The following is a 25,683-nucleotide window of genomic DNA, read 5'->3' on the forward strand; positions in this document are numbered from 1 at the left end:
ACAATTTTTTTATTAAAAAATAAATTATATTTTTTAATATATATAAAATAATTTATATTTATTTTAATTATTTTAAATAATAAGGATTATAAAATGCGATATTTTGCAGAAAAAATAGTTTTTCCAAATAAAAATACACTAGATTGCATAGTAATACCTATATTTGAACAATATAAGTTTTCTAAAATTTTTAAAAAAATAAATGATATATCAAATAATTATATTTTAAATATTTTAGAAAAAAATAACATAAAAGGAAAAATTAATCAAAATATAATTTTATACAAAATACCTAATGTTTTATGTAATACAATTATTATTGTGGGTTGTGGAATTAAAAATTCTCTTAATAGAGAAAAAAATAAATTAATTATAAATAATATAATTAATATTATAAAAAAATACTCTTTTAAAGAAATTTATTGGTACCTTACAGATCTAAAAATAGATAATTGTAAATTATATTGGAATATTAGAGATACAATTAATATTATTGAAGATAATATTTATTCATTTGATAAATTTAAAAAACAAAAATTGTTTTTTAAATCAAAAATAAAATTTGTTATTACTGATAATAATAAAAATGTTTATTTTTCTGCAATAGAACATGGAAAAGCTATTAATTTAGGTATAAAAAAAGCTAAAAATATAGCTAATTTACCACCAAATATATGTACTCCTAAATATTTATCTCTTAAAACTGAAAAATTAACAAAACAATATAATAATATTTCTGTAGAAATTATTAATGAAAAAATGATGCAAAAAATAGGTATGAATGCTTATTTATCTGTTAGTAAAGGATCCAAAAATAAACCTTATATTTCTATTATAAAATATCAAACTAATAATAAGTTACAACCTATTGTTTTATTAGGCAAGGGAGTTACTTTTGATTCTGGAGGAATATCTTTAAAACCTAGTAAAAATATGGAAGATATGAAATATGATATGTGCGGGGCAGCAGCCATATATGGCACAATACATGCAATCGCAAAATTAAACTTATCTTTAAATGTTATTGCTATTTTAGCATGTGGAGAAAATATGCCTAGTTCTAATGCATATAGACCTAGTGATGTGATCAAAACAATGTCTGGTATTACTGTTGAAATTAAAAATACAGATGCTGAAGGACGTTTAATATTATGTGATATATTAACATATATTAAAAAATATAATCCTAAATATGTCATTGATATTGCTACTCTAACAGGAGCATGTGTTATAGCATTAGGTAATAATATTAGTGGATTAATGTCTAATAATAAACGATTATCTAAAAAAATTATAAAAGCTTCATTAGAAGCAGATGATCGTGTTTGGGAATTACCGATTAATGATAAAAAATATTTTGATCAATTGAAATCTAATATTGCTCATTTAGTTAATAGTAATAATGGTGTTGCAGGTGCAATAACTGCCGCTTGTTTTTTATCTAAATTTGCAACAAAATATAAATGGGCTCATATAGATATTGCTGGTACTGCTTGGTATTATGTAAATAATCAAGCAATGGCTTCTGGCCGTCCTATTAATATGTTATGTCAATTTTTAATTAATCAAACATTTCATAATAAATAATTTTTTATATTTTCATATTAATTTACCTTATATAAAGGATATTTTTTTGTTATGGATAAAATATATAATCCAAAAATTTTTGAAAAAAAAATTTATAATTATTGGGAAAAAAATAATTTTTTAAAAAATAAATTAGATAGTATAAAAGAATGTTTTTCTATTATGGTTCCTCCACCTAATATTACAGGTTATTTACATATAGGACATGCATTACAATATACTCTTATTGATATTTTAACACGTTATCATCGTATGTTAGGTAAAAATATATTATGTCAAGTTGGGATAGATCATGCAGGAATTGCTACACAAAATTTAATAGAACAAAAAATTTTTAATGAAACAGGAAAAACGAAAAATCATTATAGTAAAAATTTTTTTTTAAAACATATTTGGGAATGGAAAGATAAATATTGTAAAATTATTTATAATCAAATGAAAAGTTTAGGTTTATCTACAGAATGGGAAAAAACAAGATTTACAATGGATAATAAATTTATAAAATCAGTAAGAGATATTTTTATTATTCTTTATAATCAAGGACTAATTTATAAAAAAAAAAAATTAATACATTGGGATTTTAAACTTAAAACTGTTATTTCTGATTTAGAAGTTAAATATAAAGAAAAAAAAACAAGTATATGGTATTTAAAATATTTTTTTCAAGATAGTTTAACAACATTAAATAATAAAAATTATTTAACTGTAGCAACAACTAGACCAGAAACATTATTAGCAGATAGCGCTATTGCTATTAATCCATCAGATAAAAGATATACTAATTTAGTAGGTAAATTTGTAATAATACCTATTATTAATCGTCAAATTCCTATTATAGCTGATAACTATGTTAAAATAACGAAAGGAACAGGATGTGTTAAAATTAGTCCAGCTCATGATTTTAATGATTATCAAGTTGCATTAAAACATAATTTACCTCTAATTAATATTTTTGATTTAAACGGTAATATTTTAAAAAAATGTGAAATTTTAAATAAAAAACAACAAAAAATAAAATTAAACAATGATATTCCAAAATACTTACAAAAAATAAATTTTTTAACAGCAAGAACCATAATTATAGAAAAAATAAAACAAAATAATTTATTAACTAAATATGAAATAAAAATTAGATTAATTCCATTTAGTATTCGTAGTAATACTATTATTATGCCTATGTTAACAAATCAGTGGTATTTAAATACTAAAATTTTATCTAAAAATGCAATAGATGCTGTAAAAAATAACAAAATTATTTTTTTCCCTAAAAAATATAAAAATATGTTTTATTCTTGGATGAATAATATTCAGGATTGGTGTATTTCACGACAACTATGGTGGGGACATAGAATTCCAGTTTGGTATGATAATAAAAATAATATTTATGTAGGAAAAAATGAAAAAGAAATAAAAAAAAAATATAATTTAAATAAAAATTTAATTTTAAAACAAGATTCTGATGTTTTAGATACATGGTTTTCTTCAAGTTTATGGACTTTTGTTACTTTAGATTGGCCCAATAACAAAAATTTTTATTTATTTCATCCTACAAATGTTATTATAAGTGGTTTCGACATTATTTTTTTTTGGATATCTAGAATGATAATGATGACAATGCATTTTGTCAAAAACAAAGATAATACACCTCAAATACCTTTTAAAAATATCTTAATGACAGGATTAATTAGAGATAATAAGGGAAATAAAATGTCTAAATCAAAAGGTAATGTGATCAATCCTATAGATTTTATTGAAGGTATTTCTGCTATAAATTTTAAAAAAAATAATAAAATTTATGGAGCAGATGCTTTAAGATTTACATTAGCTGCTTTATCGTCTACAGGACGTGATATATATTGGGATATAACTAGATTAGAAGGTTATCGTAATTTTTGTAATAAAATTTGGAATGCAAGTATTTTTATTTTAAAAAATATTAAATATGAATTTATTCATAAAACAAAAAATCTATCTTTAATAGATCAATGGATTTGGTCAGAATATTATTTACTTGTAAAATATTATACAAAAGCATTAAATGAATATCGTTTTGATCATGCCGCTAATCTTTTATATAATTTTATATGGAATAAATTCTGTGATTGGTATTTAGAATATAGTAAAATAATTTTCAAAGAAAAAAATCAATTAAAATATGTTGGCACATATTATACATTATATAATCTTTTTGAATCTTTATTAAGACTTTCTCATCCTATAATTCCATTTATTACAGAAATAATATGGCAAAAAATAATTAAAAATAAAAAAAATTTATTTAAAAGTAGTATTATGATACAATCCTTTCCTAAAGTTAACACATCAAAAATAAATAAAAAAACAATAAATATTTTTAATACATTTATAAATGTAATTACAATTATTCGTAATAATAAAATTGAAATGAACATAAAAAATGATATAAAAATTAATTTATATATAAAAAATATAAGTTATGAATTTCATAATTTTTTAAAAATTAATATAAATATTTTAAAAAAATTTGTAAATTTAAAAAAAATTTTCTTTCTTAAAGAAGAAATTAATTTTCCAGAAAAAATATTGATAAATAAAATTGATAATATTGAATTTGGGATTCCATTAAATAATAAAATTATTAATCAAAAAAACTTATTGAATCAAATTAATAAAAAATTAAATAATAATCAAAAAATAATAAATTTTTTAATAAAAAATACAAAAAATAAAAATTTTTTATCAAAAGCACCTAAAAATATTATTTTAAAAAATTTAGAAAAATTAAAAAATTGTAAAATTTTAAAAAAAGAATTATTACAAAAGTTTTTTTTAATTAAAAACTTATAATATTTATATATTTTATAATTTTACATTATTAATAAATGAATAGAGATTAATATTATGAATCAATTTTATAATAAGCATTTTTTAAAATTATCAGATTTTTCAAAAAAAGATCTTTATAAATTAATTAAAATTTCAGAAAAATTAAAATACAATAAAAAAAATTTTAAAGAAAAAAAAAAACTAATTAATAAAAATATTATTTTAATTTTTGAAAAAAATTCAACAAGAACTAGATGTGCTTTTGAAATAGCTTGTTTTGATCAAGGAGCAAATATTACTTATTTAAATATAAAAGATAGTCATATTGGAAATAAAGAGTCACTAAAAGATTCAGCTAGAATTTTAAGTAATATGTATCATGGATTAGGATATAGAGGAAAATATCAAAAAAATATTGAAAATTTAGCTAAATATTCAACCATTCCTGTATGGAATGGATTAACAAATGAATTTCATCCTACTCAAATATTAGCAGATTTATTAACTATTAAAGAAAACATAAAAAATAAAAAAATAAATCAAATAAAATTATGTTATATAGGTGATATAAATAATAATATATCTTATAGTTTAATAAATGCATCTATTATTATAGGTTTTAAATTATGTTTAATTTCTCCACAAAAAATTAAATCAAATAATAATTTTTATATAAATAAAATAATAGATAAAATTAAACATTACAATAATATCCATATTACTAATAATATAGATATAGGCATAAAAAATGCAGATTTTATTTATACAGATATTTGGTTATCCATGGGAGAAAAAACCTCTTTACAATTATGGGAAAAAAAAATAAAAAAATTACATAATTATCAAGTTAATAAACTTTTATTACAAAAAAGTCAAAATAAAAATATTAAAGTTATGCATTGTTTACCTTCATTACATTTATATAGTCATTATAAAAAATTATTTACTAAAGAAATTATTTCAAAATATAATTTATATAATGGATTAGAAATAACAGATGAAATTTTTGAATCTAATAATAATATTATATTTCAGCAAGCAGAAAATAAAATTCATGTTATTAAGGCAATAATAATGACTTCTTTATTAAAAGAAAAAATATAAAAAATATTTATAATAATTTTTACAAAAAATAAAAAATAATAATGAATTATTAATAAACTTTTTTTATTAAAAATTTAAAAGAAATACTCTCAATATTAAAATATATAAAATATTTTTTATGAAAAATTTATTAATAATGTAAAAAATTAAATAATTTAAATATATTTATAGGATTTAATAAAAATGTTTTCATTTTTTAGATTAATATTTATTATTTTTATATTATTATTACCAATTACAAACAAATATTTAAATAATACGAAATCATATAAAGATACTATTTTTTTCTATAACTGGACTGAATATGTTCCTCAAGAAATTTTAAACCAATTTACAAAAGAAACAGGAATTAGAATTATTTATTCTACATATGAATCTAATGAAAGTATGTATGCCAAGTTAAAAACTTATACAAAACAACCATATGATTTAGTCGTACCATCCAATTATTTTGTAGTAAAAATGAAAAATGAAGGTATGATACAAAAAATAGAAAAAAAAAAAATACCTAATTTTTCTAATTTAGACCATAAATTTTTAAACAAATCTTTTGATTTAAATAATGAATATTCTATCCCGTATATGTGGGGTGCAACGGGTATAGGAATTAATACAAATATAATAAATTCAAAATCTATTCATAGTTGGAAAGACTTATGGAATCCTAAATATTATAAATCTTTGTCTTTAATAGATGATGCTAAGGAAGTATTTCAAATGTCATTAATTAAATTAGGTTATCCAGCTAATACAAATAATACTTTTTATATAAAAAAATCTTTTATAGATCTAAAAAAATTAATGCCTAATGTTATTTTATTTAATTCTGATAATCCTGGATATCCTTTTATTGAAGGTTCTGTAAATATAGGTATGATTTGGAATGGATCTGCTTATCTTGTACAAAAATTAGGAATTCCTTTAAAATTTATTTGGCCTAAAGAAGGAGGGATTTTTTGGATGGATAGTTTTGTTATTCCTAAAAATGCAAAAAATATCAAAGGTGCATTAAAATTAATTAATTTTTTATTAAGACCTGATATTGCAGCAAAAATAGCTAAAAAAACAGGTTTTTCTACTCCAAATTTAAAAGCACAAAAATTATTACCTTTAGATATGATTAATAATGATATACTATATCCTAATGATGAGATCATTAATAATGGTATATGGCAAAATTATGTTAATAATAATATAAGTAAAGAATATGAAATAGAGTTTCAAAAATTAAAAAATTTATAATTTTGAATATAAAATATAAATAAAATTGAATATTTTTATTATTAAATATAATTTTCTTGACATATATATAATATTTTTACTATTATACAAATATAATCATTTATAGATCCTCTGTAGTTCAGTAGGTAGAACGGCGGACTGTTAATCCGTATGTCACTGGTTCGAATCCAGTCAGGGGAGAAAATTATAAAAATTTTTTATCATAAAATATATTTTTATATTTTTTATATTTAAATTATTTAATAAATATTTTATTATAGGATATATTATATGGTAATAAAATTAGAATTTTTACTTAACAAAAATATTATTACTGAATTATCATCTATCCAAGATATGATACGTTGGGTAACAAGCTGTTTTAGTATTTCTAATTTATGGTATGGACATGGTAGTGATAATCCATGGGATGAAGCGATAAATTTAGTTTTACCATTAATAGGGTTACCTCCTTATTTATTTAAAGAAATTTTTAATTCTAAATTATCATTTAAAGAACGTGAACTAATTTATCAATTAGTTTATAAACGTATAAAAAAAAGAATACCAGTAGTATATTTAACAAAAAAAACCTGGTTTTGTGGTCATGAATTATATATAGATAAAAGGGTATTAATACCTAGATCTCCAATTGCTGAATTAATTAATAATAAATTTAAATCAGTTATTTTTCCTAATAATAAAGAACCTAAATCTATATTAGATTTATGCACTGGAAGTGGATGTATAGCTATTGCATGTTCATATTTATTTCCTAATGCACATATAGATGCAGTAGATATTTCTTTAGAAGCTATTAATGTTGCAGAACATAATATCCAATTACATGGATTAGAAAATCGTATTACACCAATATGTAGTGATTTATTTAATAAATTAACTAAATTAACTTATGATTTAATTATTACTAATCCTCCATATGTAGATAAAAAAGAAATAAAATATTTACCAAAAGAATATTTCTATGAACCTAAAATAGGTTTATTTTGTGAAAATAATGGTATGGAAATTATCGATAAAATCATATTTCAATCAAATTTTTACTTAAAAAAAGGTGGTATTTTAATTTGTGAAGTAGGAAATAAAATGTTAGATATTATAAAAAAATATCCTGAAATAAATTTTCAATGGCTTAATATAAAAAATGGAGGTATAGGGATATTTAAAATAGAGAAAATATAATTTAAAATTATATTTAATAAATAATTTTTATAAATTTAGGAGAAATATTTATGGCAGGCAATAGTATTGGAAAATTATTTAAAGTTACAACTTTTGGAGAATCACATGGAAAATCTTTAGGATGTATTATAGATGGGGTTCCTCCTCAAATTCCCTTAGAAATAAAAGATATACAAAAAGATTTAAATAGGAGAAGACCAGGACAATCGCAATATACTTCTCCTCGGAGAGAATTAGATCAAATAAAAATTTTATCAGGAGTATTTAATAATTTTACAACCGGAACAAGTATTGGATTATTAATAAATAATATGGATATAAGATCTAAAGATTATAGTAATATAAAAAATGTTTTTAGGCCTGGACATGCTGATTATACTTATGAACAAAAGTATGGAATTAGAGATTATAAAGGTGGTGGTCGCTCATCAGCTAGAGAGACAACTATGCGTGTTGCTGCAGGAGCTATTGCTAAAAAATATTTATCAATAAAATATAATTTAAAAATTAAAGGATATTTATCTCAAATGGGAGATATAATTTGTAATTTTGAAAATTGGGCTGAAGTTAATAAAAATCCTTTTTTTTGTCCAAATAAATATCAAATAAAAGATTTACAAAATATGATAAATATTTTAAAAAAATCTGGTAATTCTATAGGAGCTAAAATTACTATTATTGCAGAAAATGTACCAATAGGGTTAGGAGAACCAGTATTTGATAAATTAGATGCTGAATTAGCACATGCAATTATGAGTATAAATGCAGTAAAAGGTATTGAAATAGGAGATGGATTTAATTCAATAAATAAATTAGGAAGTAATTATAGAGATGAAATGGATAAAAATGGATTTAAAAGTAATAACTCTGGAGGAATTTTAGGGGGAATTAGTACAGGTCAAAATATCATTATAAATTTTGTTGTTAAACCAACATCTAGTATTTCTATTCCAGGGAAAACAGTTAATACTTCAGGAAAAGAAATATATTGTATTACACAAGGACGTCATGATCCTTGTGTAGGAATTAGAGCTGTTCCAATTGGAGAAGCAATGGTTGCTATCATTTTAATGGATCATTTATTACGTTATCGCGCACAATGTGCTGATATTATTAAATAATCTAATATTTATTAAATTTAAATATTATAATTCATCTATATTTTTAGATAAATAATTGATAATACCTTTAGAAGTAGGAGTTATACTTTTTTTACCTTTTTCCCATTGAGCAGGACATACTTCCCCATATTTTTCATTATGTTCTAAAGCATCAATCATACGAATTATTTCATTTATATTTCTTCCAAATTGAAGATCATTAACTAATTGATGTCTTATTATTTTATTTTTATCTATTAAGAATAATGCTCTTAATGCAATTCCTAATTGAGGATGTTCAATCCCATAAGATTGTTGTATATTTTTTGTAGTATCAGATATCATTATAAATTTAATATTTCCAATACCTCCTTTATTGATAGGAGTATTACGCCATGCTTGATGAACAAATTGAGAATCACATGATATACCTAATAATTTAACATTTCTTTTATAAAAACTATTAAAATGTTGATTTAAAGATATAATTTCTGTAGGACAGACAAAAGTAAAATCTAAAGGCCAAAAAAATAATATAGTTATCTTATTTTCTGAATATTTATATAAATTAAAATTATCTAGAATAGTTCCATCAGGAAGAACTGCCGAAGCATTAAAATCTGGAGCTTTTTTAGTTACTAATGTCATATTATCTCTCTTATTTATATTTTTTATAATTTTAGTATATATATATTGTTTATTTTTTTATAAAAAACTTTTTTATATATTTCAAATTTATTTTTTACTCATATTTTTCATAAAAATTTTTTATTAAAATTTATGTATTTTTAATTCTATATACAGAAAATTTTTTATTTTTAGATAAAATATCAATTTTTAATGAAAAATTATTAAAAAATTTTTTATATGATATAAAATTGTTTGTAACAAATAATAGTTCTCCTTTATAATTTATATTTTTTTTAAACTCATTTATCATTTGATAAATAAAATCTAATGAAAAAGATAAATTTTTATGAATAGGAGGATTAGATAAAATCAAATCAAATTTTCCTTGAATATTAGAATAAATATTACTAGGAAATACATTAACATTTTTTATTAAATTTTTATTAAATGTTTTTATAGTTGAGTATATTGCTTTTGCATCTATATCAATAGCATGTATTGAATATTTTGTTTTAAAATTATTCTGGATAGCAATAGAAATAACACCAGAACCACAACCTAAATCTAAAATTTTACCTTTTATAAAAATATTACTATCTATAATAGTAGATATTAAAAATTTACTCCCATTATCAATTTTTTTACCCCCAAAAACCCCAGGTAAACTATATATCTTATAGTTATCATAATAATAATAATTCCAATAATTATTCATATTAAAATAAATATTTTTTGTTAAAACCCCATGAAAAATAATATGTTTTCTTGCATTAATAATTTTTTTTAAATTTAAAATCTCTAATTCTTTTATATTATTAATTTTTTTAATACCACAATTATTAGAACCAATAATAAATATCTCCCTATTTAAAGGGAATAAAGATAAAATATTATTTAATATAAATAATGATTCTTGTTTATTTTTTAACCAAAAAAATATTAAAATATTAAAATTATAATTTTTATATTTCTTATCCATTAAACCATAACATAAATAATTCTTATTTATATTTTTTTTCAACCAAATATAATAATTATAATTATAAGTATTTATAAAACTTATAAAAGTATTTAAATAAATAGGTATTTTATCTTTAATATTTCCAGCAAAAATAACTTTTTTATTCAAAAATTTATTTTTAAATAAACGTAAAAAATATTTATTTATTGATGATAATGTATACATTATATTAGATAATACATTTTATGTTATAAAATTGTTTTTTTTCCCATGAATAAATTGTTAATTTATTTCCCCAACAACATCCAGTATCTAATCCTATTATATTTTTTTGAGTATATTCTCCTCCTTGTAAATCAGACCAATGACCAAAAAATATTGTATATTTTTTGTATAAAATATTTGGTATCCAAAACCATGGTTTTAATGTTTTAGAATTAATATCATTAGGTGCTTTTTTAGTAAACATTTCTAATGTTCCATCTAAATAACAATATCTCATTTTAGTTAATCCATTAATAATATAATTAAAACGTTTAAAACCTACTAATGTATTTTTTTTCCAATCATTTATTTGATATTTTTCATTATTTATATAATCTAAAAAAAAAATATTATTTTTACTTGAAATAATATTTTTTGCTTCATTAGCAGCAGATAATATTATCTCAATATTATCCCATTGAGGAGGGATTCCCGCATGTGACATTAAAATTTTTTTTTTTTTATCATATTGTATTAAAGGTTGATACTTTAACCAATTTTTGACAATAAAGATTATTTTTTTATTTGTTAATAAATCTAAAATCTTTTTATCATTAATATCATTATTTTTAGGATTTAATATAAGAAATATTAAGTATAAATCATGATTTCCTAAAACTAATTTTATAGATTTTTTAATAGAATACAAAAAATATAAAACTTTTATGGAATCAGGTCCTCTTGCTATAAGATCTCCTGTAATCCATAATTTATCATTTTCATAATCAAAATTAATTTTTTTTAATAAGGAAATAAATTCATTATAATAACCATGAATATCTCCAATAAAGTAAGTAGTCATATTGTTTTATAAATTAATTATTTTAGTGAATATAAGTTTTAATCGCTAAACGAAAAATAGGAATTTCTACATGATAAACATGATTATTTTCATCTATCATTAAATAATGTCCTTCTATAATTCCAATAGGAGTATCTAAAATAGTTAGATTAGTATAATGAAATTTATTACTTGGTTTTATATATGGTTTTTTACATGTAATTCCTTCACCATATATTTGATTTTTTTTACCATTACCATCAGTTATACTCCAATAACAACTAATTAATTGTAAAATTTTTTTTCCTAAATTATGAATAGTAATTGTATAGGTAAAAACATAACGATTAACTTTAGGTATGGATTGTGATTTTATATAAACACCATTTGTTTTTATATAAACTTGAGATAATAATGATTTCATTTAATTATAACCTTTTATTATTAAATTCCAACCAATTAGCTAATTGACAATATTCTGATATTGAAACATTTTCAGCACGTATTTTATAATCAATACCTAAATAATTTAATTCTTCTATAGAAAATAAATTCATTAGACTATTTCGTAAAATTTTTCTTCTCATACTAAAAGCTTGTTTTATAATTTTTTTTAGAAAAAAAATATTATTTAAATTATAAGGATTATTTATATATGGCCTCATAAATACCATATTAGAAATAATTTTAGGTTTAGGAAAAAAAGAATTTTCTTTAATTTCTATTAAAGATTTTATTTTACAAAATAATTGAGCTATTATACTTAAACATCCATAATTTTTACCTCCAGGATGTGCAGTTAATCTATCTACTACTTCTTTTTGCATAATAAAATTCATATCTTTAATATTATTTAAATAATTAAATAAATAAAAAATTATTGTAATAGAAATATTATACGGTAAACTACCAAATATACGTATTCTTTTTTTATATTTTTTAGTTAAAATTAAAAAATTAAAATTTAATATATTATTTAATATAATATTAATTTTTGAACTTATTAAAATTTTATTTTTTTTTAAAATATTAACAAAATTTTTATCTATTTCAATAATAGAAAGATTTTTATTATATTTTATAATTGGAATAGTTAATGCTCCTAAACCTGGTCCTATTTCCAACATAATTTGATAATATTTTGGATTAATAAAAGATATAATTTGTTTAATAATTTTTGTATTAATTAATAAATGTTGTCCATATTTTTTTTTTAAAATAATTTTCATATTATTATATAGATAATATTTTTTACAAAAAATTAATTATTATATATAAAATATTAAATTTTAATACAAATTAATATTTTATTATTCACTTATATTTTTTATATATATTTTTTTAGCATATGAAAAAATAAAAAGATTGATCTCTCTTTCTATATTTTCTTGTAAAAGAATGTTATATGCTTTTTTTTTTAAAAATAATTTATTAGTTGTAATATTATTTCTATTTAATAATTGTATTATAAAAACCCCATCTGATTCTTGAATAGGTAAACTAAAATCATTAATTTTTAATTTTGTTATAATTTTTTTAAATTTTGAAGAAAAATTATTTAATAATATCCAATTTTCATTATTTTTAAATCTAACTGATAATATATCATCGGAAAATAATTCAATGGCTTTTTGAAAAGTTATTCTTTTTTTTAAAAGACTAAAATATATATTTTTAATTTTTTTATTAAAATCTTTATTACTTAAATTATTTTTTTTTATATATAAAAATTTTAATAAAACTTTTTCATTATCTGTATTTTTTTTTACAAAAATATTATTTATTCTTAAAATAAATAATTTTGAATTTAAATATATTGGTCCAATTATATCTTTTTTTTTAACATTATCTAAATAATTAATAATATTTTTTGATAATTGATTTTCTTTTTTGTTTTTTAAAAACATTTGTTTTATATGAAAATGGGAAATAAATGTTTTTTTATTATAATTTTTAAAGTTATTATTTAATTTCTTATTTTTTAATAAAAATATCAACTGATTTAATAAAAAAATTTTATGATTAAATTTATTTTTTAAAAGTTTTTTGTTTATTAAAAAATAAAATAATGTAATATCATATATTTTATGTGTTTTTCCTGTCAAATATAATTTATTACTTAATGAATCAATTTCTTCATCATAAATATTAAAATTTTTGAATAAAAGTTTATTTTTTAATACATTAATTAATATAATATTTTTAAAAATTTTATAAAATTTTAAATAATTAATATTTTTAGCTAAAAAATTATTTTTTAGTAAATTTTCATCAATATTATTTGATTGATATATGTTCAAAACAAGATTTTCCAAATCTTCTTCTAATAAAAATAAACTATTATTTTTTATAATATCTAAAAAAATAAAATATTTTATTACATCCTTAACATTTTTAATATCTAAAAATGAATATAATATTGGATATTTACTATTATAAATTTTTTTTGTAATAGATAAAATTTCATCTATTTCTTTTTTTAAAATTAAATTATTATTTATAATAACTTTAGTACTATTAATATTTTTTATAGACATACAGTAAGAAATATTGAATAAACAAAAATATAATATTATGATATAAAATACTTTTTTAATTATCATTATTAATCCTATTAATAATTAAATTTTACATTATTTATAATAATAAAAGATAATTTAAATTCGTAAATAATTATTATTAATAAATAATCATATTTAATTATTGTAAATTAGTATAATTAATAATTATTATAGATAATTAAATTATAATTTTAAATCTATTTATTGGAGAATATATGTTTTCTTATTTACAATTATTATTCTTTTTAATAAATTTAATTATTAATTATTATGTAAGTTTTAATTTATTAAATATAATTTTATTAATATTAATAAGTTTTTTAATTAATAAAATAACAAATTTTTATAATAAAAAATATAATTATAATAACAAAAATAATATAAAAAAATTATTTCTTAAAACTAATTTTGAGGTGATGGGTTATATAAGTAAATCAAAAGGCTTTATTAATAAAAATGACATAAATTTTACTATTAAATTAATTAAAAAAATGAATTTAAATGATGAAGAAACAATTTTTGCAAAAAAATCATTTAATAATGGTAAAAAAAAGAATTATCCTTTAGTTTATGAATTAAATAATTTAAATTATTTAATTTATAAAAATAAAAGTTTAATAAATAAATTTTTAGAAATACAAATTGAATTATCTTTTATAAATAATTTTTTAAATAACAAAAATAAAAAAATATTAAATATTATTTTTCAAGAATTGAATATATCATTTATTGATTTATTTTTTATAATAAAAAAATTAAAATATAATAATAAATTTATTAATGAAAAAGATTTATTTGATAATTATTTTTTTCATCAAAATAAAGAAGAAAAAAAATATAATTATAATAATAATTTTTATAAAAACAATAATTTTCAAACTAAAAATAATTCTCAATCAGAATTAGATAAAGCTTATAAATTATTAGGAATTAATTATAATGATAATCTATTAACAATAAAGAGAGCATATCATAAATTAATTAGTAAATATCATCCAGATAAATTAATATCTAAAGGATATTCATCTAAACAATTAGAAATAGCAAAAATTAAAACACAAAATATACATAAAGCATATAATATAATTAAAAAAAATATAACATAAATTTATATCTTATTTTTTTTCAATTATAACTATTGCACAAGTATATTTTTTTTCATCAGATAATGAAATATGAATATCATATTTATAAACTATATTTTTTAAAAATTTTAATGCTTTTTGATAAAGTTTTAATTTTGGTTTACCAGTTAAATAATAAGATAATTCTATTTGATTAAAAAATATACCATTAGCAAAACCAGTACTTAATGCTTTTACAGTTGCCTCTTTTACTGAAAAATATTTTGCTAAAATTTTAATTTTATTATTATTTTTTTTATATACATTTAATTCATTTTTAGTAAGTATTTTATATGCAAAACGTTCTCCAAAACGTGTAAAAATTTTTTTAATTCTATTTATTTCTACTATATCAATACCTATGCCAATAATTTTCATTTTATGTTTTAAATTTAAATAAATCATTTATAAATTAATTATTGTATTTTTATCCATAAGTTTAAACTTATTTTTTTTTTAAAAAAATTTTCTATTTTTTTTTCAGATCTATATTTAATTAATTTTATCATTTTCGAATTTTTACCTATTATTATTTTTTTCTGATTTATATTTTTTGTTAATAAAAAAACATTTATTTTATCTGGTAATACTTTTAATTTTTTAAAATAATTTACTTTAATATTTATTAAATAAGGTAATTCTTTATGGAGATATTTTATAATACTTTCTCTTATAATTTCTTTAAAAATAAATTTTTCTGTTTGATTAGTAATATAATTTTTAGGATAATTATGTTTTTTTTTGGGTAATTTTTTACAAATAACATCATTAATATCATTAGTATATAATTTATATTTTGCTGAAATCATAAATAAATAAATAAATTTAATTTTTTTTTTAAGAAAATTAATATAAGGTAATAAAATATTTTTATTATTAATTTTATCAATTTTATTAATAATTAAAATTACCGGTATAGTTATTTTATTAAAAATTTTTACAAATTTTTCTTCTATATAATTCCATCTATTTTGATCTAAAATAAAAAAAATATAATTATATTTGTTATTTTCTAATGAATTTAAAATTTTATTATTATAAAATATATTTCCTGGAGTATCAATATATTCTATTTGATAAGAATTTCTATTATATATTCCTATAATGTTATAATTAGTAGTATTAATTTTATGAGAAATTATAGATATTTTTTTATCTACTAAAGTATTTAGTAAAGTAGATTTTCCTGAATTAGATCTTCCTAAGATTAAAATACTACCATAATATGAAGATATCATTTTCACATAAATTACCTTTATAATAAATAAATTATTCAAGACCAAGTTTCCTTAAAGCTTTTTCTGCTGCTGATTGTTCAGCTTTACGACGACTTGATCCTATTCCTATTATTATTGCTGATATTCCACTAATTTTACATTGTATTGTAAATTTTTGATTATGTACTTCACCATTTATTTGTATAATAAAATAATAAGGTAGGGGAAGATGTGATCTTTGTAAATATTCTTGTAATCTTGTTTTTGGATCTTTTTGATTATTCCCAGGTAATATTTTTTTTAATCTAAATTGATACCAAAGTAAAATAATTTTTTCTACAACTTTTATATTACTATCTAAACAAATACTACCAATTAAAGCTTCCATTGTATCAGCAAGAATAGATTCTCTGTTATATCCTCCATTTTTAAATTCTCCTGGACCTAAAAATAAATACTCACCTAAGTTAAATTCTCTTGCAATACTTGCTAATGTATTACCTCTTACTAAAGTTGCACGCATGCGACTCATATTTCCTTCATTTACACCAGGAAATTTATTATATAATGCTTTAGCTATTATATAGCTTAATATAGAATCTCCTAAAAATTCTAATCTTTCATTATGTTTACTACTTGCACTTCTATGTGTTAAAGCTTGATATAATAAATCTTGATGAATAAAAATATAACCTAATCTTTTTTGTAATTGATTAATCATAATAAAATTCACATAATTGAATTATAATCTATTATATAGAATAAGTATTATTTTGAATAAATTAGTTAACTTTATGTATTCGATTAAATTGAACTTTAAAAAACCATGAATTTGTATTTTTTTTAATATTTAACCAAATAAATATAGCTTTTCCTAATAAATATTTTTTATGTACAAACCCCCAATATCTACTATCAAAACTATCATCACGATTATCACCCATAACAAAATAATAATTATTTGGAATTATCCAAGTATACAACGGAATATTTTTTTGTTTATATATATTTAATGTTTGATTTTCTAATTCAGGTATAAATAAAATTTCATGTGATAATTTATTTATATATTCTGTATATTGGAATAATCTTAATTTACCAAAAATATGTTTTTTATTAAAATTTTTAAAAATTTTAATAAATTTACTTTTTTTTAATTTTTTATATTGAAAAATATTTTTTTTAAAATCTTTACTTTTTAATAAAGTTATTTGTTTATTTTTATAATTATAAACAATAGTATCTCCTGGTAATCCAATAATTCTTTTAATATAATTTATTTTTGTATTTTTAGGATATTTAAAAACTATTACATCTCCCCTTTTAGGTATTTTATTTTTAATAATAATTTTATTATTTAAAGGATTTTTAATTCCATAAATAAATTTATTTACTAAAATAAAATCACCCTTAAATAGGGTAGGTACCATTGAATTTGATGGAATATAAAAAGATTCATATATAAATATGCGAATTATAAAAATTAATAATATTATAGGTAGTAAAGAACCAATTTGGTGTATCCAAAAATTTTTTTTTAACATATATTTTTATATAGTAAAAGTTAAATATATTATTTTTTATATAAATAAAATAATTTAAAATTTTTTATTTAATAAGTAGTTATGTATATATCTTAATATAATAAAAATTATTTATTTATTTTTAACATGGCTAAAAAAACTGAAGTTGGTAGTTTTATATTACCAATTTTTTTCATTTTTTTTTTCCCTTCTTTTTGTTTTTGAATTAATTTTTTTTTTCTACTAATATCTCCTCCATAACATTTTGCAATAACATTTTTACGTAATTGTTTAATATTTGTACTAGAAATAATCTTTTTCCCGATTGCAGCTTGAATTACAATATTAAATTGTTGTCTTGGAATTAATTTTTTAATTTTTTCTATTAGAATACGACTGTAAGAATAAATTTTTTTTTTATGAGTAATTGTTGTTAATGCATCTACCTTCTTTTTATTCACAAGAATATTAATACAAATCAAATCTGATTTTTTAAATTTTATAAAATTATAATCTAAAGATCCATATCCTTTTGTGATAGATTTTAATTTATCAAAAAAATTTATAATCACTTCAATCATAGGTATCTCATAAATTAATATTACTTGATTACCATGATATATTATATTTTTTTGTATGCCATTTTTTACTACACATAATTGAATAATTTTACCTATATATTTAATGGGAGAAATAATTTTACATTTTAAAATAGGTTCTCTTATTTCTTTTATTAAAAAAGATGATGGAAATTTAGATGGATTATCTATATATAAAATATCTTTATTAATTGTTTCTATTTCATATCTTACAGAAGGCATAGTAGTAATAATATTTATATTATATTCCTTTAATAAACGTTGTTGTATAATTTCCATATGTAATAATCCTAAAAAACCACATCTATATCCATAACCTAATATTTCTGAATTTTCTGGCTCAAAAAACAAAGCAGAATCATTTAAACTTAATTTTTTTAATGCATTACTAAAAATTTTATATTCATCTGATATTATTGGGAATAATCCAGCAAAAACTTTAGGAACACTTTTTTTAAACCCAGGTAAAGTTATAGTAGATGGTTTTATATATGATGTTATAGTTGCACCTACTGGAATTTCATTTATATTTTTTATACCTAAAACTATCCAACCAACATCACCACATTTTAATATATTTAAATTTTTTTTTTTAGGAGTAAAAATACCTATTTTTTCAACAATATACTTTTTTTTTGTATTTAAAACCATTATTTTCATTCCTTTAAAAATTTGACCATTTTTAATACAAATTAAAACTATAACTCCTAAATAATTATTAAACCATGAATCTATAATGAGAGCCTGTAATAAAGTATTAATATCACCTTTTGGTGAAGGAATATTTTTAACTAAATTTTCTATTATTTCTAGAATTCCTAATCCAGTTTTAGCTGAACATTTAAAAATTTCTTTTGATTCAAAACCTATTATTTCTTTAATATCTTGCTGAATTTTTTCAATATTTACAGTTAATAAATCAATTTTATTAATAACTGGTAAGATTTTTAATCCCATTTTAAGAGCAGTATTATAAGTAGATAAAGTTTGTGCTTCAATCCCTTGCGAAGCATCTATTAATAATAATGCTCCTTCACATGCAGATAAAGATCTAGAAACTTCATAAGAAAAATCTACATGACCTGGAGTATCAATAAGATTTAATTTATAAAAATTATTATTTTTTGCCTTATAATTTAAAGAAACACTTTGTGCTTTTATTGTAATTCCCCTTTCCCTTTCTAAATCCATAGTATCTAATACTTGTGATGTCATTTCTCTATAAGATAAACCACCACAAATTTCAATTAATCTATCTGCAAATGTTGATTTACCATGATCAATATGAGCAATAATTGAAAAATTTCTTATATTTTTCATAAAATAATATTTTTAAAACCTATAAATATAAAAAAAATTTAATAGAATATATTGTTAATTATAATTAATACCTCTTTGTATAAGTAAAGAATTAATATTTAATTCTTTACCTCTAAAATTTTTAAATAAAATAATAGGATCTTTAGAACTACCTAAAGATAAAAGATTATTCAAAAATTTTTTTCCAATTGTTTGATTAAATAATCCATTTTTTTTAAAATATAAAAAAGAATCTGCTGCTAATTGTTCTGCCCATAAATAACTATAATATCCAGCAGCATATTCTCCACCAAATATATGGTTAAATATATTAGTATATTTATACCAAATAGGCATAGGTGAGATAGTTACTAAATCTTTTCTTATTTCTTGAATTAAATCTAATATCTGATTTTTTTTATTTAAATTAAATTCTTTATGTATTCTTATATCAAATAAACTTAATTCTATTTGTCTCATAAGTAATAAAGCAGCATTATATTTTTTAGATTTAACTAAGTTATTCATTATATTTTTTGGAATAACATTTTTATTTTTATAATGTTGAGAAATAAGTTTTAAAGATTCTGTTTCCCAACCCCAATATTCCATAAATTGACTAGGAAATTCTACAATATCTAAAGGTATTCCATTAATTCCTGAAATATTAGGTATATTTATTTTTGAAGTAATATGATGTAAAGCATGTCCAAATTCATGAAATAAAGTTAAAACTTCATTATGATTAAGTAAAAAAATTTTATTAAAAGATGGAGTAAAATTACAATTAATATAAGCAATCGGATACTGAATTGTTCCATTTTTTTTTAATATTCTTGTTTGACATATATCCATCCAAGCACCACTACGTTTTTCTGGACGCATATATAAATCAAAATAAATACTTCCATATAATTGATTTTTTGAATTAAAAATATCGAAAAACATGACATTTTCATGCCAAACTGGTACTTTTCTTTGTTTAAAAAATAAACCATATATTTTATTAATAATATGAAACATGCCTTTAATTACAATATCAATTGGAAAATAATCACGAATAATATTATCATCAATTCCATATAAATAAAATTTAAATTTTTCTGAAAAAAATGCTATATCCCATGGATTAATTTTAACTAAATTATATTTTTTTTTAATAAAATGTTTTAAATCAAACACTTCTTTTTCTGCTTGTTTTTTAGATAATTTTATTAATTTATATAAAAAAGATAAGACTTTATCAACTTTCTTAGCAGATTTCATTACTAATGATTTTTCAGCATAAGAATGATATCCTAATAATTTAGATAATTTTAAACGTAATGATAGTTCTTTTATTATAATAGGTTCATTATTAAATTGGGATGTATTTTGATCTAAAGAAGAAGCCCTCGTATTATACATATAATATACTTTTTTTCTTAAAACATCATTTTTACAAAATGTTATTATAGATGAATAAATAGGAAAATCAAAAGTAATTAAATATCCTTCTTTATTTTTTAATAAAGCATTTTTATGCATAAAATCTATTATATGTTTAGGAACCCCATTTAATTTTTTTTTATCTAAAATATTTTTTTCTAACTTTTGAGTACTATCTAAAATATTATTATTAAAAATATTTTGTAATTTTAATAAATCTGTTACATATCCTGTATATGTTTTTTTTTTTTCTTGAGATAATAAAATTCCTGAAAATTTAAAATCACGTATTATATTATTAAGAGATTCAATTTGTAATTCATTTAAATTTAAATTATCTTGGTTATCTTGTATTTTTATATAAGCATTATATAAATGTATGTTTTGTATAATCCATATATTATAGTTTGTTATCATTTTAAGAATAATTTCATAATTTTTTCTAATTTTATTGTTATTACAAACATAATATAAATGATTTATGGGGGAAAAAATACGATACAAATGTTCATTTAATTCCAATATATATTGACAAAAATTTTCCCAATTATAATTATGTTTATATTTATTTAAAATTTTATTAATTTTAGTTTTAGAATTTTGAATTGTAATTTTTATTGCAGGAATCATACAATCATTAGTTATTTTATCAAAAGGCGGTAATAAGAAATTAGATAATAAAGGATTAATCATAATAAATTTCCAGTTATATATAAAATATATTTGCAAAACATTCATAAAATATATTTTATAAAGTTAATTTTTAAGATTAAAAATAAAATTTTGTTTCATTATTTCATAAAGACAAATTCCTGTTGCTACAGAAACATTTAAAGAATTTAAATTATTAAGCATAGGTATAGAAATTAATAAATCACATTTATTTTTAATAGAAGTTTTAATACCTTTATCTTCTGATCCCATAATTAAACATATAGGAAATAATAATTTATTATTATAAATAATACTATTTTTAGTATTATTATCAGTTCCAATAATTTTAATTTTATAAAATTTTAAAAAATTAATAGTATTTTTTAAATTTTTTACATAAATTATAGGTATATATTCTGATGTTCCACAAGATACTTTTTTTACCATAGCATTTATTTTAACAGAATACTTTTTAGGTAAAATAATCATATTAACATTAAATGCAACAGCATTTCGGATACATGCTCCTAAATTATGAGTATCTGTAATTCTATCTAAAATAAGAATAAATATTTTTTTTGATGTATTAATAATTTTTAAAATATCTTTTTCAGTTAAAGGTTTTGATATATTTATTACTGCCATAATTCCTTGATGAACACTGTTATTAGTTTTTTTATCCAACCATTTTTTATTTACCTTATGTATATTAATATTATATTTATTTATATAATAAAATAATTCTTTAATTTTATTAGATTTTTTTTTACTATCTAAAATAAATATTTCTTTTAAAGAAATAGGATTATTTTTTAACATATTAACAATAGAATGTATTCCAAAAATAATATCTCTCATATTATTTAATAAATATTTTTAATAAATTATATATATTAAAGAATAATAATATAAATTTTAATTATTATTATTAATTAATTAATTTAATTTTTCTTTTACAAATTTTATAATAAAATCATAAGCTTTATAAATTTGATTACTATCAAACCAGTATATATTTTCCCAATAACGTAGCCAAGTTAGTTGTTTTTTTGCTAAATGACGTGTACTAATAGTAGTTGATTTTATCATTTCTTCATAAGAAATTTTATTTAAAATATATAGAAACATTTGTTTATATCCAATGCAACGTATTGCAGGAAAATTAATTTCTAAATATTTATTTTTGATAAGATCTCTTACCTCTTTTTCAAAACCTAATTCTAACATTTTAAAAATTCTATTTTCTATATTTTCATATAAAATTTGTCTATTATAATAAGTTAATCCAAATTGATATATTTTATAAGGAATTTTATTACCTATATTTTTTTGTAATTTACTTAAAGGTTTTCCAGTTAAAAAAAATATTTCTAAAGCTCTTAAATTTCTTTGTATATCATTATGATGAATGTTATTTGCAGATATAACATCAACTGATTTTAACATATGATGATATGATTTATATGATTTATTTTTTATTTGATTAATAATCATTTTACGTATTTTCAAATCAGATGCAGGTAATGAAGGAGAAATAGTATTAATTAATTTTTTAAAATAAAACATATTTCCTCCAACTAACAATGGAATTTTACCTCTTTTAATAATTTTATCCATAATATTTAAAACATCATGATAAAATTCCATAACAGAGTATAATTGAGAAGGATCTTTAATATCAATTAACCAATGTTTTTCATAAAAAAAATCACTTTTTTTTGGTTTATCAGTTCCTATATCTAATTTTTTATAAATTAGAGATGAATCTACACTAATTAATTCAATAGGTAAAACTTTTGCTAATCTAGTAGCTAAAAAGGTCTTTTTAGATGCTGTAGTTCCCATTAAGAAAATAACTATTGGTAATTTTTTATTTTTTTTATTCATAATAAAAATTATACATTAATTAAACAAAATAATTTTTTTATTGAAAAATTATTATTTTCTAATTTTAATAATTCTAATTCCATTAATAAATTTATTATTTTTGAAAAATCCCATAATATGTATATATTAATTATATAATTAATTATCCATTTTTTAATTTTAATTAAAGAAATTTTTTTTATATTTATAAAATATTTTAATAAATTTAAAAAAAATTTTTCTATATTATAGATAAATAAAAATATAGGTACACATAATATATAAATGATATTTTTATTATTTAATTTTAAATTAAATCCTAATTTAATTAAAAATATTTTTATTTTATATAAAATAAGATATTCATCTTTTTTTATTTTTATTTTAATATTTGTTTTTATTTTATTTATTATATTTTTATTTTTTAAATGTAATTTAAATTTTATTTTTAATAATAAATAAATCATTTTATTTATTACAATAGAGTATAATTTTTTTTTTTTTTCTACAATAATATGAGTATTTTTTAAAATTGCTAAAAATTTACCAAAATTTTTAAAAAAAAAATTTGGTGAATTATCTAAATATACTATTTTTTTTTTTTTAATTTGATTAAATAATAATTTATTTTTAGTTAATAACTTATTTGTAATAAATGTATATCCTAAATTTTTTTCTTTTTCTTTATTATTTTTATTAAAAAAAATATTTTTAGTATCATTTATTAAATTATTATTAATTAATAATTTTTTAATATTTTTAAATATAAAATTATATATTAATTTTATGTTATAAAAACATACTTCTTTTTTTTGAGGATGTATATTAATATCAATTTGATTAGGTTCTAATTTTAAAAAAAAGATAAAAGAAAAATTATAATTATTATCTAAATAACCATATATTATTTCTTTTATAATACGATAAATAAAATTAGTCGAGACAATACGATCATTAACATAAAAATATTTAAATAAATTATTTTTTAATATATCTTTTTTAAATAAAACTAACCATCCATATAATTCTAATTTCTTATAAATAAAATTTAATTCTAATGCATTTTTTAAAAAATTACTACCAAAAATAATTTGTATTCTATTTAAATAAGAAAGATTATTAGTTACTTTTTTAAAATTATAAATAATTTTATTATTATATTTAAATTGTATTCCTATACCAAATTTCATTAAAATAATTTTTTTAATAATATTTTTAATATAAATAAATTCTATTTTTTCATTAGAAAAATATGACCTTTTTGCAGGAAAATTATAAAAAAGATCAGACAAAATTATTGTAGTACCAATAGGATGTGAAATTGGTTTTAAATAAATAATTTTTTCATTAAATCCTTCTGTATACAATTGCCAAGCAATTTTTTGTTTTAATGTTTTAGATGTAATACTCATTCTAGATATAGTTTTTATACTAGTCAAGGCTTCTCCTCTAAAACCAAAACTTGTAAAAGAATCTAAATCATCTAAATTTTTTATTTTACTTGTAGCATATTTTTTAATACATAAAATTAAATTTTTTTTATTCATACCTATTCCATTATCATTTATATAAATATATTTTATTCCTCCTTTTTCTATATATAAATTTATTTGTGATGCTTTTGCATCAATACTATTTTCAATTAATTCTTTAACAACAGTAGCAGGTCTATCTATTATTTCCCCTGCAGCTATACTTCTTATAACATTTTTAGGTAAAATTTTAATAGACATTAAATAATATTTTTAATAAAATT

At 18.2% G+C, this 25,683-nt stretch carries 22 protein-coding genes and 1 tRNA gene; 8 read left to right on the forward strand and 15 right to left on the reverse strand.

Features of this window, described 5'->3' with window-relative positions:
- Nucleotides 1-93: 93 nt before the first annotated feature.
- The 7 genes from GJU03_RS00740 to aroC all read left to right on the forward strand — a co-directional run bounded on the left by GJU03_RS00740 (nucleotide 94) and on the right by aroC (nucleotide 9,041).
- Nucleotides 94-1,587, forward strand: coding sequence for a leucyl aminopeptidase (locus tag GJU03_RS00740; RefSeq protein WP_168918795.1), 1,494 nt, complete (start codon nucleotides 94-96; stop codon nucleotides 1,585-1,587).
- Between the two features lie 51 nt (nucleotides 1,588-1,638).
- The gene (locus GJU03_RS00745; protein ID WP_168918796.1) at nucleotides 1,639-4,413 is read left to right on the forward strand and encodes a valine--tRNA ligase; all 2,775 of its coding nucleotides are present in this window, start codon (nucleotides 1,639-1,641) and stop codon (nucleotides 4,411-4,413) included.
- Between the two features lie 54 nt (nucleotides 4,414-4,467).
- Nucleotides 4,468-5,496 (forward strand): ornithine carbamoyltransferase, encoded by a 1,029-nt coding sequence (argF, locus tag GJU03_RS00750; protein ID WP_168918797.1) that lies wholly within the window; start codon nucleotides 4,468-4,470, stop codon nucleotides 5,494-5,496.
- A gap of 183 nt (nucleotides 5,497-5,679) precedes the next feature.
- Nucleotides 5,680-6,738 carry an extracellular solute-binding protein gene (locus GJU03_RS00755; RefSeq protein WP_168918798.1) on the forward strand — a complete coding sequence of 353 codons (1,059 nt, stop codon included), beginning with the start codon at nucleotides 5,680-5,682 and terminating at the stop codon, nucleotides 6,736-6,738.
- A 107-nt stretch (nucleotides 6,739-6,845) separates the two neighbouring features.
- A tRNA-Asn gene (locus GJU03_RS00760) sits at nucleotides 6,846-6,918 on the forward strand.
- A gap of 90 nt (nucleotides 6,919-7,008) precedes the next feature.
- Nucleotides 7,009-7,920, forward strand: a complete 912-nt coding sequence (gene prmB, locus GJU03_RS00765) for a 50S ribosomal protein L3 N(5)-glutamine methyltransferase (RefSeq protein ID WP_168918799.1) — start codon at nucleotides 7,009-7,011, stop codon at nucleotides 7,918-7,920.
- Nucleotides 7,921-7,970: 50 nt separating this feature from the next.
- Complete coding sequence (aroC, locus tag GJU03_RS00770) at nucleotides 7,971-9,041, forward strand: chorismate synthase (RefSeq protein WP_168918800.1); 1,071 nt, start codon at nucleotides 7,971-7,973, stop codon at nucleotides 9,039-9,041.
- Nucleotides 9,042-9,065: 24 nt separating this feature from the next.
- Here the strand turns inward: aroC and GJU03_RS00775 are convergent, their stop codons facing one another.
- The 6 genes from GJU03_RS00775 to GJU03_RS00800 form a co-directional block, all read right to left on the reverse strand.
- Nucleotides 9,066-9,668, reverse strand: a complete 603-nt coding sequence (locus GJU03_RS00775) for a peroxiredoxin (RefSeq protein WP_168918801.1) — start codon at nucleotides 9,666-9,668, stop codon at nucleotides 9,066-9,068.
- A 130-nt stretch (nucleotides 9,669-9,798) separates the two neighbouring features.
- Nucleotides 9,799-10,836: a methyltransferase gene (locus GJU03_RS00780; protein WP_168918802.1), complete on the reverse strand. Its 1,038-nt coding sequence runs from the start codon at nucleotides 10,834-10,836 to the stop codon at nucleotides 9,799-9,801.
- A gap of 4 nt (nucleotides 10,837-10,840) precedes the next feature.
- On the reverse strand, nucleotides 10,841-11,677 hold the full coding sequence (gene apaH / locus GJU03_RS00785; protein WP_168918803.1) for a bis(5'-nucleosyl)-tetraphosphatase (symmetrical) ApaH: 837 nt from the start codon (nucleotides 11,675-11,677) through the stop codon (nucleotides 10,841-10,843).
- Between the two features lie 22 nt (nucleotides 11,678-11,699).
- Nucleotides 11,700-12,080: a Co2+/Mg2+ efflux protein ApaG gene (apaG, locus tag GJU03_RS00790; RefSeq protein ID WP_168918804.1), complete on the reverse strand. Its 381-nt coding sequence runs from the start codon at nucleotides 12,078-12,080 to the stop codon at nucleotides 11,700-11,702.
- A 4-nt stretch (nucleotides 12,081-12,084) separates the two neighbouring features.
- On the reverse strand, nucleotides 12,085-12,885 hold the full coding sequence (gene rsmA / locus GJU03_RS00795; protein ID WP_168918805.1) for a 16S rRNA (adenine(1518)-N(6)/adenine(1519)-N(6))-dimethyltransferase RsmA: 801 nt from the start codon (nucleotides 12,883-12,885) through the stop codon (nucleotides 12,085-12,087).
- A gap of 81 nt (nucleotides 12,886-12,966) precedes the next feature.
- A complete protein-coding gene (locus tag GJU03_RS00800) occupies nucleotides 12,967-14,259 on the reverse strand; it encodes a peptidylprolyl isomerase (RefSeq protein WP_168918806.1) in 1,293 nt (430 codons plus the stop codon).
- Nucleotides 14,260-14,432: 173 nt separating this feature from the next.
- Between GJU03_RS00800 and djlA the strand changes: the two genes are divergently transcribed.
- Nucleotides 14,433-15,323 carry a co-chaperone DjlA gene (djlA, locus tag GJU03_RS00805; protein WP_168918807.1) on the forward strand — a complete coding sequence of 297 codons (891 nt, stop codon included), beginning with the start codon at nucleotides 14,433-14,435 and terminating at the stop codon, nucleotides 15,321-15,323.
- A gap of 9 nt (nucleotides 15,324-15,332) precedes the next feature.
- Here the strand turns inward: djlA and acpS are convergent, their stop codons facing one another.
- From acpS to mutL, 9 genes are all read right to left on the reverse strand, one after another.
- Nucleotides 15,333-15,746, reverse strand: coding sequence for a holo-ACP synthase (gene acpS / locus GJU03_RS00810; protein WP_246208760.1), 414 nt, complete (start codon nucleotides 15,744-15,746; stop codon nucleotides 15,333-15,335).
- Between the two features lie 11 nt (nucleotides 15,747-15,757).
- Nucleotides 15,758-16,579 (reverse strand): GTPase Era, encoded by an 822-nt coding sequence (era, locus tag GJU03_RS00815; protein WP_246208764.1) that lies wholly within the window; start codon nucleotides 16,577-16,579, stop codon nucleotides 15,758-15,760.
- Between the two features lie 31 nt (nucleotides 16,580-16,610).
- Nucleotides 16,611-17,291: a ribonuclease III gene (rnc, locus tag GJU03_RS00820; protein WP_168918809.1), complete on the reverse strand. Its 681-nt coding sequence runs from the start codon at nucleotides 17,289-17,291 to the stop codon at nucleotides 16,611-16,613.
- Nucleotides 17,292-17,340: 49 nt separating this feature from the next.
- On the reverse strand, nucleotides 17,341-18,102 hold the full coding sequence (gene lepB / locus GJU03_RS00825; protein WP_168918810.1) for a signal peptidase I: 762 nt from the start codon (nucleotides 18,100-18,102) through the stop codon (nucleotides 17,341-17,343).
- A gap of 107 nt (nucleotides 18,103-18,209) precedes the next feature.
- A complete protein-coding gene (gene lepA / locus GJU03_RS00830) occupies nucleotides 18,210-20,000 on the reverse strand; it encodes a translation elongation factor 4 (protein ID WP_168918811.1) in 1,791 nt (596 codons plus the stop codon).
- A gap of 54 nt (nucleotides 20,001-20,054) precedes the next feature.
- On the reverse strand, nucleotides 20,055-22,100 hold the full coding sequence (locus GJU03_RS00835) for a M3 family metallopeptidase (RefSeq protein ID WP_168918812.1): 2,046 nt from the start codon (nucleotides 22,098-22,100) through the stop codon (nucleotides 20,055-20,057).
- A gap of 63 nt (nucleotides 22,101-22,163) precedes the next feature.
- The gene (rlmB, locus tag GJU03_RS00840; RefSeq protein ID WP_168918813.1) at nucleotides 22,164-22,919 is read right to left on the reverse strand and encodes a 23S rRNA (guanosine(2251)-2'-O)-methyltransferase RlmB; all 756 of its coding nucleotides are present in this window, start codon (nucleotides 22,917-22,919) and stop codon (nucleotides 22,164-22,166) included.
- Nucleotides 22,920-22,997: 78 nt separating this feature from the next.
- Nucleotides 22,998-23,948, reverse strand: a complete 951-nt coding sequence (gene miaA, locus GJU03_RS00845) for a tRNA (adenosine(37)-N6)-dimethylallyltransferase MiaA (RefSeq protein ID WP_168918814.1) — start codon at nucleotides 23,946-23,948, stop codon at nucleotides 22,998-23,000.
- Between the two features lie 8 nt (nucleotides 23,949-23,956).
- Nucleotides 23,957-25,660: a DNA mismatch repair endonuclease MutL gene (gene mutL, locus GJU03_RS00850; protein ID WP_168918815.1), complete on the reverse strand. Its 1,704-nt coding sequence runs from the start codon at nucleotides 25,658-25,660 to the stop codon at nucleotides 23,957-23,959.
- Nucleotides 25,661-25,683: the final 23 nt, after the last annotated feature.

The sequence above is a fragment of the Enterobacteriaceae endosymbiont of Donacia bicoloricornis genome, assembly GCF_012567955.1.
In the GTDB taxonomy this organism is placed as follows: Bacteria; Pseudomonadota; Gammaproteobacteria; order Enterobacterales; family Enterobacteriaceae.

Bases quoted from the DNA above. Each gene is read 5' to 3' on its own strand.
- rlmB (WP_168918813.1), bottom strand. From the start codon at position 22,919: ATGAGAGATATTATTTTTGGAATACATTCTATTGTTAATATGTTAAAA.
- apaG (WP_168918804.1), bottom strand. From the start codon at position 12,080: ATGAAATCATTATTATCTCAAGTTTATATAAAAACAAATGGTGTTTAT.
- apaH (WP_168918803.1), bottom strand. From the start codon at position 11,677: ATGACTACTTACTTTATTGGAGATATTCATGGTTATTATAATGAATTT.
- miaA (WP_168918814.1), bottom strand. From the start codon at position 23,948: ATGAATAAAAAAAATAAAAAATTACCAATAGTTATTTTCTTAATGGGA.
- acpS (WP_246208760.1), bottom strand. From the start codon at position 15,746: ATGATTTATTTAAATTTAAAACATAAAATGAAAATTATTGGCATAGGT.
- GJU03_RS00780 (WP_168918802.1), bottom strand. From the start codon at position 10,836: ATGTATACATTATCATCAATAAATAAATATTTTTTACGTTTATTTAAA.
- GJU03_RS00835 (WP_168918812.1), bottom strand. From the start codon at position 22,100: ATGATTAATCCTTTATTATCTAATTTCTTATTACCGCCTTTTGATAAA.
- argF (WP_168918797.1), top strand. From the start codon at position 4,468: ATGAATCAATTTTATAATAAGCATTTTTTAAAATTATCAGATTTTTCA.
- aroC (WP_168918800.1), top strand. From the start codon at position 7,971: ATGGCAGGCAATAGTATTGGAAAATTATTTAAAGTTACAACTTTTGGA.
- GJU03_RS00745 (WP_168918796.1), top strand. From the start codon at position 1,639: ATGGATAAAATATATAATCCAAAAATTTTTGAAAAAAAAATTTATAAT.
- GJU03_RS00740 (WP_168918795.1), top strand. From the start codon at position 94: ATGCGATATTTTGCAGAAAAAATAGTTTTTCCAAATAAAAATACACTA.
- djlA (WP_168918807.1), top strand. From the start codon at position 14,433: ATGTTTTCTTATTTACAATTATTATTCTTTTTAATAAATTTAATTATT.
- era (WP_246208764.1), bottom strand. From the start codon at position 16,579: ATGATATCTTCATATTATGGTAGTATTTTAATCTTAGGAAGATCTAAT.
- GJU03_RS00800 (WP_168918806.1), bottom strand. From the start codon at position 14,259: ATGATAATTAAAAAAGTATTTTATATCATAATATTATATTTTTGTTTA.
- lepA (WP_168918811.1), bottom strand. From the start codon at position 20,000: ATGAAAAATATAAGAAATTTTTCAATTATTGCTCATATTGATCATGGT.
- prmB (WP_168918799.1), top strand. From the start codon at position 7,009: ATGGTAATAAAATTAGAATTTTTACTTAACAAAAATATTATTACTGAA.
- GJU03_RS00755 (WP_168918798.1), top strand. From the start codon at position 5,680: ATGTTTTCATTTTTTAGATTAATATTTATTATTTTTATATTATTATTA.
- mutL (WP_168918815.1), bottom strand. From the start codon at position 25,660: ATGTCTATTAAAATTTTACCTAAAAATGTTATAAGAAGTATAGCTGCA.
- lepB (WP_168918810.1), bottom strand. From the start codon at position 18,102: ATGTTAAAAAAAAATTTTTGGATACACCAAATTGGTTCTTTACTACCT.
- rsmA (WP_168918805.1), bottom strand. From the start codon at position 12,885: ATGAAAATTATTTTAAAAAAAAAATATGGACAACATTTATTAATTAAT.
- GJU03_RS00775 (WP_168918801.1), bottom strand. From the start codon at position 9,668: ATGACATTAGTAACTAAAAAAGCTCCAGATTTTAATGCTTCGGCAGTT.